The following is a 14,287-nucleotide window of genomic DNA, read 5'->3' on the forward strand; positions in this document are numbered from 1 at the left end:
GAGCAGCAACTGGATGCCGCCTCATAAGCGGCAGATGAACAACGAGATACACAGGGTCGCAACCAAACCGATAAGCAAGACCATCTCGGGCTCCTAGAGCGAAGAGCGGCTGCTGGCGATAGCGAACTGGCGTGCCGACGAAAAAAGGGGAAAGCGTGCGCGGGGCGAGTGGATGCCGCCGCAGTTACGCGGCCTTGCGCTCGTAGAACGTCACGTGCACCGGCTGCGATGGGGCGTGGCGCTCGACGCCGCACTGGCTTTCGCACACGCCGCACTCGGCCATGACCTCGCGTACCGACGCTTCGCACTTGCCGCAGCAGGTGGCTACGCCGAGTTCGAACTGCAATCCATCGAACGTGTCCTCCCCTTCGGCGATGGCAGCGCGGATTTTGCGATCGGAGACAGACTTGCACACGCAGACGATCATGACTGAAACTAAAACAAAACGTTAATGCGAACTATTATCATTACGTTTTGCGTGCTTGGCAAGGGCAGCGTCCGATTTTTTGTAACAAGGCGGCGTAGCGGATCGAGCCCCGGTTCCCGGGGCGGGGTGCCTACGTCAGACCGCGTGCGAGCCATCCGCCGCAACGCCGCGGGCGGCGATCTCAACGCGTTCGACCCAAACGTCGAGGCCCAGCAGCGTGGATGCCAGCCGATGCAGGTGTACGCCCCCATCGGTCGAACAAAGCCGGGGCGGCGGCGGTTGCCGACCGACCGGCGCGCCCAAGCCGTTGGCTTCGAGCACGCGTTCGAGCTGCCGCGCGATGGCCACGCTCGTATCGACGAGCGTCAGCGACGGCCCGGCGATATCGCGGATCGCGGCATCGAGAAACGGATAATGCGTGCAGCCGAGCACGAGCGTATCGGCCCCGGCGGCCAACATCGGCTCGATATAGCGCGCGAGCAGGGCGCGCAGTTCGGGCGTATCGATTTCGCAGCGTTCCACCGCTTCGACGAGCCCGTGGCCCGGTTGGCAGATGAAACGGCAATCGGCCGCATAGCGCTCGATCAACGAACGAAACCGTTCGCTGCGCAGTGTGACTTGCGTGGCCAGGACACCCGCGATGCGCGATGCCGATAGCCCGGCCGCCGGCTTGATGCCCGGTTCCACGCCGATGATCGGGATGGACAGCCGTTCGCGTGCGAGCGCGATCGACTCGGCCGTGGCCGTATTGCAAGCGACGACCAGCGCTTTGGCGCCTTGGGAGACGAGCCATTCGCCGATCGCGAGCGTGCGTTCGGAGATGAACGCGTTATCGCGCAGTCCGTACGGGGCATGCAGCGAATCGGCGACGTACAGCAGCGCCTCGTGAGGCAGTTGCGCTCGAACCGCTCGGAGCACCGACAGCCCGCCGAGCCCCGAATCGAAAATGCCGATCGGCGCCGCGTTGCCGCGCGCAGGCGACGACTGCGGCGAGGACGAGCATTCGGGCGGGCTGGCGTGAAGCGGTGCGGTCATGGCCGGCTACAGGCTACGAAAAGCGACGATGGCTATGATGGGCTACGAGAGGCAACGAGGACAATGACGTCTTGCAAAACGACCGCGCCGGTCAAGACCCGGAGGCCGAGCCCATGGCCGATTGCTGATAGTTCTGCAGGCCGACCTTATCGATGAGGTCGAGCTGCGTTTCGAGCCAATCGATGTGCTCTTCCGTATCGTCGAGAATCGTCGTGAAGATCCCGCGCGACACGAAATCGCGGACGGATTCGCAATAGACGATCGCTTCCTTGCAGGTCGCCTGCGAGCCCTGTTCGAGCTTCAGATCGCACTGTAGGATTTCCTTCGTTTCCTCGCCGATCAGCAGCTTGTGCAGATCTTGCAGATTGGGCAGGCCATCGAGCATGAAGATGCGTTCGATCAGCATGTCGGCGTGCTTCATCTCGCCGATCGATTCGTCGTATTCGTGCTTGCCGAGCTTCTCGAGCCCCCAATGTTTGTACATCCGCGCATGCAGGAAGTACTGATTGATCGCGGTGAGTTCGTTCTTGAGCTGCGCGTTCAAGTATTCGATGACCTTCTTATCGCCTTGCATAAGGATTCCTTCTTCATGGGCATTGAAGGCAAACGATAAACGCTGACACTGCAAAAGCCAAGGCTTCGCGCGCGGCGTTAGCCGTTCGGCCGGTGCCGCCCCATCGAAAAAGCCGGGCACGCGGCCCGGCTTTCGTCTCGGTGCGCACGATGTGCGCACCGTACGCTCGATTCGCGATCGATTCGTGCTTAGGCCGTGACGACCGGCAGCTTGCCGATCTTCGCTTGCCACTCCTTCGGTCCCGTTTGATGAACCGACGTGCCCGTGGAATCGACCGCCACTGTCACCGGCATATCCGAGACGTCGAATTCGTAGATCGCTTCCATGCCCAAATCTTCGAACGCGAGCACCTTCGCACCGCGGATCGCTTTCGATACGAGATACGCGGCGCCGCCCACGGCCATCAAGTAGGCCGCCTTGTGCTTCTTGATGGCGTCGATGGCGACCGGACCGCGTTCGGCCTTGCCGATCATCGAAATGAGGCCCGTTTGGGCGAGCATCGTTTCCGTGAACTTGTCCATGCGGGTGGCCGTCGTGGGGCCGGCCGGGCCCACGACTTCGTCGCGTACCGGATCGACCGGCCCGACGTAGTAGATCACACGGTTCGTGAAATCGACGGGCAGCTTCTCGCCCTTGGCCAGCATGTCGGCGATACGCTTGTGCGCCGCGTCGCGGCCCGTGAGCATCTTGCCCGACAGCAGCAGCGTTTGACCCGGCTTCCAGCTAGCCACTTCCTCGGGCGTGAGCGTATTCAGATCGACGCGCTTGCTCGTTTCCGTGTTCGGCTCCCATTGCACCTTCGGCCAGGCATCGAGCGAAGGCGCTTCGAGATGCGCTGCGCCTGTACCGTCCAGCGTGAAGTGAGCATGGCGCGTGGCCGCGCAGTTCGGGATGATCGCGATCGGCTTGGAAGCCGCGTGAGTCGGCGCGGCCATGATCTTCACGTCGAGCACGGTGGCCAGGCCGCCGAGGCCTTGCGCGCCGATGCCGAGCGCGTTGACTTTCTCGTGCAGCTCGATGCGCAATTCCTCGATCCAATCGCGCGGGCCGCGAGCGATGACGTCTTGGATGTCGATCGGATCCATCAGCGATTCCTTCGCCATCAACATCGCCTTTTCGGCGGTGCCGCCGATACCGATTCCGAGCATGCCCGGCGGGCACCAGCCGGCGCCCATCGTCGGGACCGTCTTCAAGATCCAGTCGACGATCGAATCGGACGGGTTGAGCATCGCGAATTTCGATTTGTTCTCGGAGCCGCCGCCCTTGGCCGCGACCTGCACGTCGACCTTATCTCCGGGCACGATTTCGTAGTGAATGACGGCCGGCGTGTTGTCCTTCGTGTTCTTGCGGGCACCCTCGGGCGGGTTGACGATCGACGCGCGCAGGACGTTATCCGGGTTCAGATAGCCGCGACGCACGCCTTCGTTCACCATATCGGTGACGCTCATCGTCGCCGGGCCGCTTTCGCTGCCCCAGCGCACGTCCATGCCGATCTTCAGGAAGACGGTGACGATGCCCGTGTCTTGGCAGATCGGCCGGCGGCCTTCCGCGCACATACGGCTGTTCGTCAGAATCTGCGCGATCGCGTCTTTCGCGGCCGGGCTTTGCTCGAGTTCGTACGCGCGGCCGAGGGCCTGGATGTAATCGAGCGGATGGTAGTAGCTGATGTACTGCAGCGCGTCGGCGACGCTCTGGATGAGGTCTTCCTGTTTGATGACTGTCATGGCTGAGTGCTGTGGGGACGGAGCGGCAAATCGACAACGATCGCGCCCGACAAAAGAAAAGAAAGCGCGCGAAAAATCGCGCTATTGTACCGCGCCGCATCGATACCGACGTTGCTGCCGACCGGCAGCATCGCGGCATGAGAAACCATCCCGATCGATTCAAATGCAATCCGCGGGGAAAGTTCGGCTAGCATTGTAGGGGCGCGCGCGAGACCTCGTAAACCCGGGTGGCGCGCGCCGGATCGCCCGAGCCATAACGATCGGCAATCTAACGAACGGCCGATGGCGCGCATTGTAAGAACCCGGTAAGTTGCGGCCTTTACTGTGCAACGACTATCGTGCGAGGCGGTGCACGCGGCGTGTCGTTGCTGCAGTGCGGCATTCCATGCATGTCTGCGTGGCTCGAGGGGCGAAAAGCCGAGCCGGCGCCGAAATCAGGTTTCATTTGTCCATATGGGAGTAGTCGATGTCTGCGATTGAATCGGTTCTTCACGAAAGCCGTGTGTTCTCGCCGTCCGCCGAGGCGGTTGCCTCGGCCGCCATTTCGGGAATGGACGCCTACCGGGCGCTGACGGCCGAGGCCGAGCGCGACTACGAAGGATTTTGGGCCAGGCTCGCGCGCGAGACGCTGACTTGGCACAAGCCGTTTTCGACGGTCCTCGACGAGTCCGACGCGCCGTTCTTCAAGTGGTTCGAAGACGGCGAGCTGAACGCGTCGTACAACTGCTTGGATCGTCATGTCGAAGCCGGCAACGGCGGGCGCACCGCGCTCATCTTCGAGACGGACGACGGCAGCGTCACGCACGTGACCTACCAGGATCTGCTGGCGCGCGTCTGCCGTTTTGCGAACGCGTTGAAGCGGCGCGGCGTGAGCAAGGGCGATCGCGTCGTCATCTATATGCCGATGTCGGTGGAAGGCGTCGTCGCCATGCAGGCCTGCGCGCGGATCGGTGCGCCGCATTCGGTCGTGTTCGGCGGCTTCTCGTCGAAATCGTTGAACGAGCGGCTGGTCGACGTCGGCGCCGTCGCGCTGGTCACGGCCGACGAGCAGATGCGCGGCGGCAAGGCGCTGCCGCTCAAGCGCATTGCCGACGAAGCGCTCGCGATGGGCGGCTGCGAAGCCGTCAAGAGCGTGTTCGTGTATCGCCGCACCGGCGGCAGCGTCGAATGGGATGCGGCGCGCGACACGTGGATGCACGAAGCCGCGGCGCAAGAGGCCGACACGTGCGAACCCGAATGGCTGAGCGCGGAGCATCCGCTCTTCGTGCTGTACACGTCGGGTTCGACCGGCAAGCCGAAGGGCGTGCAACACAGCACGGGCGGTTATCTGCTGTGGGCCGCGCAGACGATCAAATGGACGTTCGACTGGAAGCCGTCGGATGTCTTTTGGTGCACGGCCGATATCGGCTGGGTTACCGGACACACCTACATCACCTATGGGCCGCTCGCGCTCGGCGCGACGCAGGTCGTGTTCGAAGGCGTGCCGACCTACCCGGACGGCGGCCGCTTCTGGCACATGATCGAGAAGCACAAGGTCAGCGTGTTCTACACGGCGCCCACGGCCATCCGTTCGCTGATCAAGATCGCCGACGCCGATGCGAAAGTGCATCCGAAGAGCTACGACCTGTCGAGCTTGCGTATCCTCGGCACGGTAGGCGAGCCGATCAATCCGGAAGCGTGGGTCTGGTATTACGAGCAAGTGGGCGGCGCGCGCTGCCCGGTGGTCGACACGTGGTGGCAAACCGAGACGGGCGGCCACATGATCGCGCCGATGCCGGGTGCGACGCCGCTGGTACCGGGTTCGTGCACGTTGCCGCTGCCGGGCATCATGGCTGCGATCGTCGATGAAACGGGCCAGGACGTGCCGAACGGGCAGGGCGGCATTTTGGTTGTGAAGCGGCCCTGGCCGGCGATGCTGCGCACCGTGTGGGGCGATCCCGAGCGATTCAAGAAGAGCTACTTCCCGGCCGAGCTAGGCGGCAAGCTGTACTTGGCCGGCGACGGCTCGGTGCGTGACAAGGAAACGGGCTACTTCACGATCATGGGCCGCATCGACGACGTGCTCAATGTGTCGGGCCACCGGCTCGGAACAATGGAGATCGAATCGGCGCTCGTGTCCAATCCGATCGTGGCGGAAGCGGCCGTGGTGGGACGGCCCGACGATACGACGGGCGAAGCCGTCGTCGCCTTCGTCGTGCTGAAGCGGCCGCGGCCCGAAGGCGAAGAAGCTGCCAAGCTCGCCAACGAACTGCGTGCTTGGGTGGCCAAGGAAATCGGGCCGATCGCCAAGCCCAAGGATGTGCGTTTTGGCGACAACCTGCCGAAGACGCGTTCGGGCAAGATCATGCGCCGCTTGCTGCGTTCGCTCGCGAAGGGCGAAGAGATCACGCAAGACGTCTCGACGCTCGAGAACCCCGCGATCCTCGACCAACTTGCGCAGGCGCGGTGAACGGTAACCGGTAACGCGTAACCGTTGAACGACATCGTTGCGCTCGCATCGAGCCGGCGCAGCGTTGCGCGGCGTCGTCGCCGGCTCGGTGCGCCGATAGGCGTTTTGCGGCGCATGCTTTGGGCGCGGCACGGACAATCCCGATTGCCCGTGCCGCGCCTTTTTGATACATAGGCGCATGGCCGCGCCACGTCCCCTCGATCCCGTCGCTCAACGCTCGCTCGAACCGCCTCCGGTGTCGGAGGCGATGGCGCTTGCGCATCGGCGCTATTGGTGCTTCAACGTCATGCTGATCGGTGTCTTGATGCTGATCGGCTTTGCCGTTTCGTTCGTCGTGCCGCTGTTCGCGCGATCGCTCACGGGCGTGCGCGTGATGGGCTTTCGGCTGCCGTTCTATATGGGTGCGCAAGGGGCGATCATCGTCTACTTGGTGCTGATCGCCGTGTATATCGTCGCCATGACGCGTGCCGACCGCAGCTTGCGGCAAGCCGCCGCGCAAGAGCTGGCCAACCGCACTGCCGGCGAGGCCGCGCGATGAGGCTCGTCAATCGGCTCGTGCGGGCCTACGTGCTGTACACGCTGGGCTTCTTGCTGTTCGTCTATACGATGTGGCGGATCGAACGGGTGACGGGCCCGGGCGTATGGGTCGGCTATGTCTTCCTATTCGTTCCGATCGCCGTTTATGCCGTGATCGGGTTGCTGTCGCGTACCTCCGATCTCGTCGAATACTACGTGGCCGGACGGCGTGTGCCGGCGGCGTTCAACGGCATGGCGACGGCGGCCGATTGGTTGTCGGCGGCCTCGTTTATCGGATTGGCCGGCTCGCTTTACGCGACCGGCTACGATGGGCTGGCCTATGTGATGGGGTGGACGGGGGGATATTGCCTCGTCGCGTTCTTGCTGGCGCCGTACGTGCGCAAGCTGGCGCGCTACACGATTCCGGATTTTTTGGGCACGCGTTATTCGAGTAATGTCGTGCGGGGCATCGCGGCTGGGGCGGCGATTTTGTGTTCGTTCGTCTACCTCGTCGCGCAGATCCAAGGGGTGGGGATCATCGCGACGCGTTTTATCGGTGTCGACTTTGCGATCGGCATCGCGTGCGGTTTGGCCGGCATCCTGGTTTGTTCGTTCCTCGGCGGCATGCGGGCGGTGACGTGGACCCAGGTGGCGCAGTACGTGATTCTCATCAGCGCCTTCTTGATTCCCGTGTCCATGATCGCGCATAAGGACGGGCTCGGATGGGTACCGCAGCTCACGTACGGCCGGATGATGGAGCGGATGGAAAAGCTCGATCGCGTGGTGCGCGATTCGCCCGAAGAGCGGCGCATTCGCATCTCGTACCGAGAGCGGGCCGCGCGGATCGACGCGAAGATTGCAGCGCTGCCCGGATCGTACTTGTCGGATAAAGCGCATTTGATGCGCGAACTCGACGATTTGCGCCGTCGTAACGGGCCGCTACGAGACATCCACGAGCGCGAGGCTGCGCTCGAAGCGTTTCCGCGCGACGCGGCCGCTGCACGCGTGGTGTGGACGCAATCGCGCGACGATTTGCTGGCGCGGGCCACCGATCCCGTGCCAATGTACGACCCGTTCCCTTCCGTCGACGAAGGCGACCGGCGCACGCACGAGCGCAACTTTCTTTCGTTGCTGCTGTGTTTATCGCTGGGCACGGCGAGCTTGCCGCACATCTTGTCGCGTTACAACACGACGACGTCGGTGAGTTCGGCGCGGCGATCGGTGGCGTGGACGTTGTTTTTCATCGCGCTCTTTTACGTGACCGTGCCGGTGCTGGCCGTGCTGATCAAATACGAAGTGATGACGCATCTCGTAGGGCGTTCGATGTCCGATTGGCCGGCGTGGGTGACGCAGTGGCACCGCGCGGAGCCTGGCTTGATCGCGATCGACGGCGGTAATGGCGACGGCATTATCCGATGGTCGGCGATTCGGATGCAGCCGGACATGGTGGTGTTGGCCGCGCCGGAGATCGCGGGGTTGCCGTATGTGATTTCGGGGCTCGTGGCCGCGGGGGCACTGGCGGCGGCGCTCTCCACGGCCGATGGGTTGCTGCTGACGATCGCCAATGCGTTGTCGCACGACATCTACTACCACATGGTCGATCCGGCGGCGTCGAGCCAGCGGCGCGTGACGATTTCGAAGATCTTGTTGCTGGGGGTGGCGTTGTTCGCGTCGTATGTTGCGTCGCTCAATACGGGGAACATTTTGTTTCTGGTGGGGGCGGCGTTTTCGCTGGCGGCGTCGAGCTTTTTTCCGGTGCTCGTGTTGGGCGTGTTCTGGAAGCGCACGACGAAGCGGGGGGCGGTGGCGGGGATGGTCGCGGGGCTCGGCGTGTGCGTGTATTACATCGTCTCGACGTATCCGTACTTTCGGCAGATGACGGGGTTCGTGGGGCCTCGGTGGTTTGGAATCGAGCCGATTAGTTCGGGGGTGTTCGGGGTGCCGGCCGGGTTCTTGGCGACGATTGCGGTGAGCTTGCTCGACCGGGCGCCCGATGCTTATACCAAGGCGTTGGTGGACTATATTCGGCATCCTTGAGGGTGGCCCCAACGGGGCGGCGAGGAGGGGGCTGCCCATCGCCACAGACTCTGCTATAATGCGCGGCTCTCGGAGAGATGGATGAGTGGTTTAAGTCGCACGCCTGGAAAGCGTGTATAGGTTAATCGCCTATCGGGGGTTCGAATCCCCCTCTCTCCGCCAAGGATTTCAAGGCCCGCGCCAGCGGGCATTGTCGTTTTCGGAGAGAAGCAAGCCGATAGTTCGGCTTGCGCGGGGGATTCGAAGGGATTCGCTTGCAAGCGAATCCGCGGCCTGCGTTCGTGCAGGCGGGATTCCCGCCTACCCAGCCCCCTCGCTTCCAACGATCTCGGATAGCCGTGGCGAACACCCAAATCCGAGGTATATGCTAATCCCGGTTAGCAACCAAATTCGCATATACGACCGAGGGAAACACTCATGGATGCACGTGAGGCCGAAAGCAAGCTACTGGCGCGATGCGTAGAGGCGGCACGCGACTCTCAGGCGTCGTCGGAAGATGTGGTCGAGGCGAACGTGTTTAGGTTGGCTGGGATGGTAGTGCGCAGCGAGTTTCCCCTTGAGTGGAAGAGTCTGACGGAGGCGAGCCAACGGTATTTCGACGCCCATCCAGGTACGTTGGCGGACGCTGAGGACGTTGTGCGCAACGGCTGGGTCGCGAGTTTGCCGCGCTTGCGCGACTTATTGCGCGCTCAGCTTCGTCGAATCTAAGCGATATGCACGAAGATCCGACATTCAAGGTTGGTACCGCGCTTGTTCGAGGTTTGCGCGAACTTCTCGAGCGACTCGAAAATCGTCTGCAACTGAAGTCGCCGCTGCAGGTGTACCTGACGGGCGGTATGGCAGTACATCTTAATGCATGAGGACTACCAAGCAGATTCCCGACCGGTCTATCTCGGGCTTGGGAGTATCAGGGTCAATGTGCTTTCGCCTGTCGATCTGGCCGTCAGTAAGATCGCGCGGCTTACCGATAATGATCGAGAGGCTATCCGCGAACTGGTCCTACTGGGGTTGACCGATGCGGACGAGATCGAGGATCGTGCCACCGAGGCGTTGAGTGGCTACGTGGTCGGCCCTGAACAATTCGTTTTGTCGCGCTGACCGAACTACGCCGTCGAGGGCGTAGCGGTTTCGAAGCTAAGCAAGGCGGCGAGAACCAGGGCGTAAAAAAGCCGCAGCCGGCGCAGGATCATTCGCAGGTTGTGACCGGCGCCGCACAACACCGCATGAATCGCATCGCCCAACGTACCCTTGAGCCAATTGCGACCGAGCTTGCCGTCGGCCTTCATGTGCCCGATGGCTGGCTCGATCGCACTGCGCCGCCGGATCATCGCGCGCAAGCCGCGCGTGATGCCGCGTCGCAGGCCAGGGTGATAGACCTTCACACCGTCAATGGCGACGCCCTTGTAGCCGCGATCGACGACGGCGATCTCCGGCTGAACGTCGCTCAAGATCGCCGCCTGCTCCAACGCTTCGGCCAACGTGTGCCCGTCGTACGGATTGCCCGGCATCGAGCGCGCTCCGACTACCAGACCTTCCTTGTGCGTCGTCGTGATTGACACCTTCACGCCGAATTCGTACGGCTTGCGAGCTTGGCCTTTGGCCAAGCACTCCACTTCCGGCGCGTGCAGCGCGTACAGCTTGTTCTTGTCCTTTTGCTTCTGAGTGAGAATGCGCTTCGTGCGGCCGATCAGATCTTCCAGCGCTGCCCGGCTTTGCGGGGCAACGTCGTCCAGTTGCCGCTCGACGTCGCGCATCACGCGTCCCACTCGAGAACGCAATGTGCGCAGCGCTTTCTTCATCCGCTTGTACTGTTTGGCATGCGCGTAGCGGCCGATTTGGCCCGCCAGTCGCGGCGCTTCGCGGTTGTAGTTCTGCCGCAGCCTGAGCCCCTGCTGGGCAGCAGCCTTCACCAGATGCTCTCGGCAACGTTCGAGTAGGCGCGAATCGGTGGGATGCGCAATCGCCTTCTCCATGACCGTCGTATCGACGATTACCCGCTTCAGGCTCGAAGTCTTGATGACGTTCGCTCGTTTGGCCGCTTCGATGGTCTCGGCCAGCAGTTCTTCGACACCGGCCTCGCCCAGCCGCTTGCGCCAGCGCGTCAGGCTCGACGGATCAATCGGGGGCTGCGTCTGCAAGTACGTCTCGCCGTTGAACACTTGCCAGTACGGGTTCTCAAGCCATTGCCAAACGACCTCTTCATCCGACAGATCGAACGCGTGCTGCAAGTACAGCAGCCCTGCGATCAAACGCGGCGACGTTGCCGGTCGGCCTCGGTGCGACACGAAGCTCGCACTCATCGCCGTGTTCAACCGCTCCCAGTCGATCAGATCGGCAAGGCGAACCAACGGATGCTTCAAGTTGATCTGCTCGCGCAGCGGTTGGCGAAAGAAATCTCCCTCTGGCACCGGCGTCTTCGGACCCATCCACACCTCGTCAGGATTTGCAGGATTCGCGCATCAATATGCCTGCTTCCTGCAAATCCAACAATACCGTTTCGGCTTCACAGGCTTACTGCGCCCGCCCCGCAGCATTGTTCAGGGCCGACTTATTAAATCTGCGGCCACGGCTGATGGCACCATAATCACGCCATACCGATTCCAATGACCAAGATACTGCGATGCTGTTCCGCCGGGTTTGTCGACGAATGAATAGCTGTCTCGTGCATATACATATATGTGAGTCACTTCCACGCGCGACTGGCAACAATATTCCGGTATTGGTTCAGAATATTTATAGTATTTCTCCGAAAATACTCTTGCGTTCGCGATTGCCGCCATATATGCGAAATTCCCGAGTGAGGCCGTTAGGTCGGTCAGCCCACCATTTTCGGAGATAGTGTCGAGGTCGGAGACCTTCGTCAATTGAAATTGGTAGTCCTTGTGAAACGTCTGGACATCCTCATTGGATAGTTGCCAGGCGTCTATGTCGCCAGTAAACGCCATGCCCCCTTCTGTGAACCGCCTCGCGACAAAACGCCGCACGATCTTTTTTAATGCGGAGATCGCCGCATCAGTGTATATTTCTTTATTGACAAGGCGGCGTAACTTTGCTTGGGAGCCACCGTATTTTAGCGTAAAATCCAGCGTTACCGTTTTGGTGTCGACCATATCTTTAGGATAAGTGTCGGACAGCCCGTGAGTAATGTATTTACGTCCGTTGAACCAGCGTCGAGCCAGTTTGGCTGCAACAACAAAGCCCATTTTTTCCATCGCATTGGGAATGTCGAGCATATCGAACGTCGGCGGCACGCGGCAGTCGTCTTCTTCGTCATCCTTGCTTTTCGCGGGTGCGGCAGGCATCGGCGGACCCGACACTTGCTTTTCGGGCTTCTTCTCAGCGTTGGTTACGGCCTTTGGTTCCTCTGCCTTCGGCGACGGCGGCGTCCATCCTTTAGGCGCCCTGTCCATCAGGACGTGAGCCTGGGGATTGTTCAGCGGCTTGCAGAGGTCCTTTGTCCACTTCGTGTTGCTTGAAAATAGGCCGGCTTTTTCTGGCTTGAAATATAGGATTCTGTTTGGTGTAGTCATTCGAGTTATTTGTTCGGCCTCGGATCGCCGGCGAATATAACATGACTCGAAGCCTGCTTAACTAATCGCCAGCCCCAGATTAACCACACGAGCGAAAAATGGCCCACACGGCGACGGGCCTCAAAACCGCGAGAGGCAAAGAGCGCGGCCAGATGCGTCATGCCACGGTTTAGTGGTCTAGAACCGCGCTCAACGCAAGCTCGTTGGCGATTGCTGTCAGCCTCTTGGCCCGCGTCCAGATCGTCACGCCCGGCTGTAACTTCGCAGATGCGAGCAGCGACGCATCCACATAGCCGATCCCCCGGCCAAACAGCTGCTGTTGCTCGATCAGATAGAAGACTTCGTCAGGCGTGGCGACTGGCACGCGCGGCAGATCGTTCAAAGCGCGAAGCACGGCAGAGCGGTTGCGCAAACTACCTAGCGAAATTTCGCCGATGACATACGGGTGGATCCGGACACGGTGATGGAGCAGAAGGTCGACCATCATCGGCTCCGAATGATCGATGTGATCGATCCACACCGATGTGTCGACAAGGATCATTCAAGCTCCTGCCGGCGGCGCGGTGCAGCGGTGATGCCCGGTTGACTACCGCCCAAGGCAGCGAGCCTGCGCGCGGCTTCGCGCTCGATCAGCGCTTTCAAGGCTTCGCGCACAAGAGCGGCCTTCTCGCTCAACCCGGTGTAGTCCTGGGCCCGAGAGACCAAATCATCGTCCAACGCGATTGTGGTTCGCATAACAACCTCCCTGATTGGGCACGATTATAGCATCGTTTGATGTTGAATTTCGTGCTATATGAGGGAGCGGACATTGGGTTGTCACGGGCTCCCGATCGCGACCGCCGAGTTCAATCACACCCGGACAGACATCGCTGAAGTTGCTGCGCCACGGAGATGAGATGCCATGCCCACGTTCTAAAGACGAATGGACTCGCGCATTCGTTTTGGTCCCGGCAAGGATGGGCCTTGTGAACGGATATCGATCGCGATTCGTTGATCCGTAACGGCAGCGCGAACGCTTGAGCCCCCTCCCGCACACCGTCACGAATTCGCCATGGCCACGTGCGCGGCGTCCTGATTCGTGTTCGGCGTCTTCAACGTGCAAGCGATCACGCAAGCGACGGCCGCCGAAAGCACGAGGTACGAGAAGGCCCCCACGTACGAGCCGTTGAAGGCCCCGATCAAATGCCCCATGATCACCGGTGCGATGAATCCCGCCATTTGCCCGCCGAAGTTGATGAGGCCCGTCGCGCTGCCCACCTTGTCGTTCGGGAAATACTTGAGCGGAACGGTGAAGACCGTTGCGTAGACCATGGTGAACGCACAGATGCACAGCGTCCAATAAAGCACGATCAGCGGTAGCGAGGACGTCGTCATCATCAAGATGAGGAACAGGGCGCACAGCAGCGCACCGCATGCCATCAGCGGCTTCGAGCGGTGCGCTCCGGCCTTGTCGATGACATGGCCGACGGTATTGGTGGCGAAGAACGCCGCGATATACGGGATCATCGAAGCGATGCCGATGTGTTGAATGTCGATGCCTCGAACCTTCAGCAAGTACGACGGCATCCACGATTGCAGCCCGAGAAACAGCGTGCTGCTGCAAAACCAGATCAGGCCCACGCGCCACGTCATGGGATTGTGTAGCAGCTCGAGGTAGTGGGAACGGCTTTGAGCGGCCGCGCGGGTGCTGCGCACGTGCGCGCGCGGCTTGAGCATGAAGACGAATGCCGTTGCAACGGCCACGCCGCATACCCCCAATGCCGGAAACGTCCAACGCCAGCCATACGCGGCAATGACGGCGGCAACGAAGATGGAGCCGGCGGCATTGCCGAGGAATACGGTGCTGGACATCAACGATTGCACGCGGCCGCGCTCCTGCTTCCGAAAATTCTCCGCGATGGCGACCGCATTGGCCGGCGCGAAGCCGCCTTCACCGATACCGAACAGCAATCGGATGATGACGAGCGACGCGAACGACCAAGACATGCCGGTCAG

General features: G+C 61.4%; 14 protein-coding genes and 1 tRNA gene. 6 read left to right on the plus strand and 9 right to left on the minus strand.

All coding sequences use genetic code 11. The features are described from left to right. Positions 1–184: 184 nt before the first annotated feature. The 4 genes from ACTHN9_RS16690 to ACTHN9_RS16705 all read right to left on the minus strand — a co-directional run bounded on the left by ACTHN9_RS16690 (position 185) and on the right by ACTHN9_RS16705 (position 3,760). Positions 185–427 (minus strand): (2Fe-2S)-binding protein, encoded by a 243-nt coding sequence (locus ACTHN9_RS16690; RefSeq protein WP_440537886.1) that lies wholly within the window; start codon positions 425–427, stop codon positions 185–187. A gap of 135 nt (positions 428–562) precedes the next feature. Further along, positions 563–1,462, minus strand: a complete 900-nt coding sequence (gene murI / locus ACTHN9_RS16695) for a glutamate racemase (protein WP_440537887.1) — start codon at positions 1,460–1,462, stop codon at positions 563–565. 91 nt (positions 1,463–1,553) lie between these two features. Then, positions 1,554–2,036, minus strand: coding sequence for a bacterioferritin (bfr, locus tag ACTHN9_RS16700; protein WP_440537888.1), 483 nt, complete (start codon positions 2,034–2,036; stop codon positions 1,554–1,556). A 188-nt stretch (positions 2,037–2,224) separates the two neighbouring features. Continuing rightward, positions 2,225–3,760, minus strand: a complete 1,536-nt coding sequence (locus ACTHN9_RS16705) for a fumarate hydratase (protein ID WP_440537889.1) — start codon at positions 3,758–3,760, stop codon at positions 2,225–2,227. A 466-nt stretch (positions 3,761–4,226) separates the two neighbouring features. Between ACTHN9_RS16705 and acs the strand changes: the two genes are divergently transcribed. From acs to ACTHN9_RS16735, 6 genes are all read left to right on the plus strand, one after another. Then, complete coding sequence (gene acs, locus ACTHN9_RS16710; protein ID WP_440537890.1) at positions 4,227–6,209, plus strand: acetate--CoA ligase; 1,983 nt, start codon at positions 4,227–4,229, stop codon at positions 6,207–6,209. A 178-nt stretch (positions 6,210–6,387) separates the two neighbouring features. Beyond that, a complete protein-coding gene (locus tag ACTHN9_RS16715; protein ID WP_440537891.1) occupies positions 6,388–6,747 on the plus strand; it encodes a DUF4212 domain-containing protein in 360 nt (119 codons plus the stop codon). After that, complete coding sequence (locus ACTHN9_RS16720) at positions 6,744–8,762, plus strand: sodium:solute symporter family protein (protein WP_440537892.1); 2,019 nt, start codon at positions 6,744–6,746, stop codon at positions 8,760–8,762. Before ACTHN9_RS16715 ends, ACTHN9_RS16720 begins: the two co-directional genes overlap by 4 nt. 71 nt (positions 8,763–8,833) lie before the next feature. After that, positions 8,834–8,924 (plus strand) — tRNA-Ser (locus ACTHN9_RS16725). 255 nt (positions 8,925–9,179) lie between these two features. After that, positions 9,180–9,470, plus strand: a complete 291-nt coding sequence (locus tag ACTHN9_RS16730) for a hypothetical protein (protein WP_440537893.1) — start codon at positions 9,180–9,182, stop codon at positions 9,468–9,470. A 144-nt stretch (positions 9,471–9,614) separates the two neighbouring features. Next, entirely contained in the window at positions 9,615–9,860 is a 246-nt protein-coding gene (locus ACTHN9_RS16735; protein ID WP_440537894.1) for a DUF6036 family nucleotidyltransferase, read from the plus strand. Between the two features lie 5 nt (positions 9,861–9,865). Here the strand turns inward: ACTHN9_RS16735 and ACTHN9_RS16740 are convergent, their stop codons facing one another. The 5 genes from ACTHN9_RS16740 to ACTHN9_RS16760 form a co-directional block, all read right to left on the minus strand. Next, entirely contained in the window at positions 9,866–11,188 is a 1,323-nt protein-coding gene (locus ACTHN9_RS16740) for an IS5 family transposase (RefSeq protein WP_440537895.1), read from the minus strand. 111 nt (positions 11,189–11,299) lie between these two features. Beyond that, entirely contained in the window at positions 11,300–12,292 is a 993-nt protein-coding gene (locus ACTHN9_RS16745) for a DUF6402 family protein (RefSeq protein WP_440537896.1), read from the minus strand. A 169-nt stretch (positions 12,293–12,461) separates the two neighbouring features. Next, positions 12,462–12,833, minus strand: coding sequence for a type II toxin-antitoxin system VapC family toxin (locus tag ACTHN9_RS16750; protein WP_440537897.1), 372 nt, complete (start codon positions 12,831–12,833; stop codon positions 12,462–12,464). Beyond that, complete coding sequence (locus ACTHN9_RS16755) at positions 12,830–13,027, minus strand: type II toxin-antitoxin system VapB family antitoxin (protein WP_440537898.1); 198 nt, start codon at positions 13,025–13,027, stop codon at positions 12,830–12,832. Before ACTHN9_RS16755 ends, ACTHN9_RS16750 begins: the two co-directional genes overlap by 4 nt. A 303-nt stretch (positions 13,028–13,330) precedes the next feature. Beyond that, positions 13,331–14,287: MFS transporter (locus tag ACTHN9_RS16760; RefSeq protein WP_440537899.1), on the minus strand; the 957-nt coding region annotated here is incomplete at its 5' end.

The sequence above is a fragment of the Trinickia sp. genome (assembly GCF_051953405.1).
Taxonomy (GTDB): Bacteria; Pseudomonadota; Gammaproteobacteria; order Burkholderiales; family Burkholderiaceae; genus Trinickia.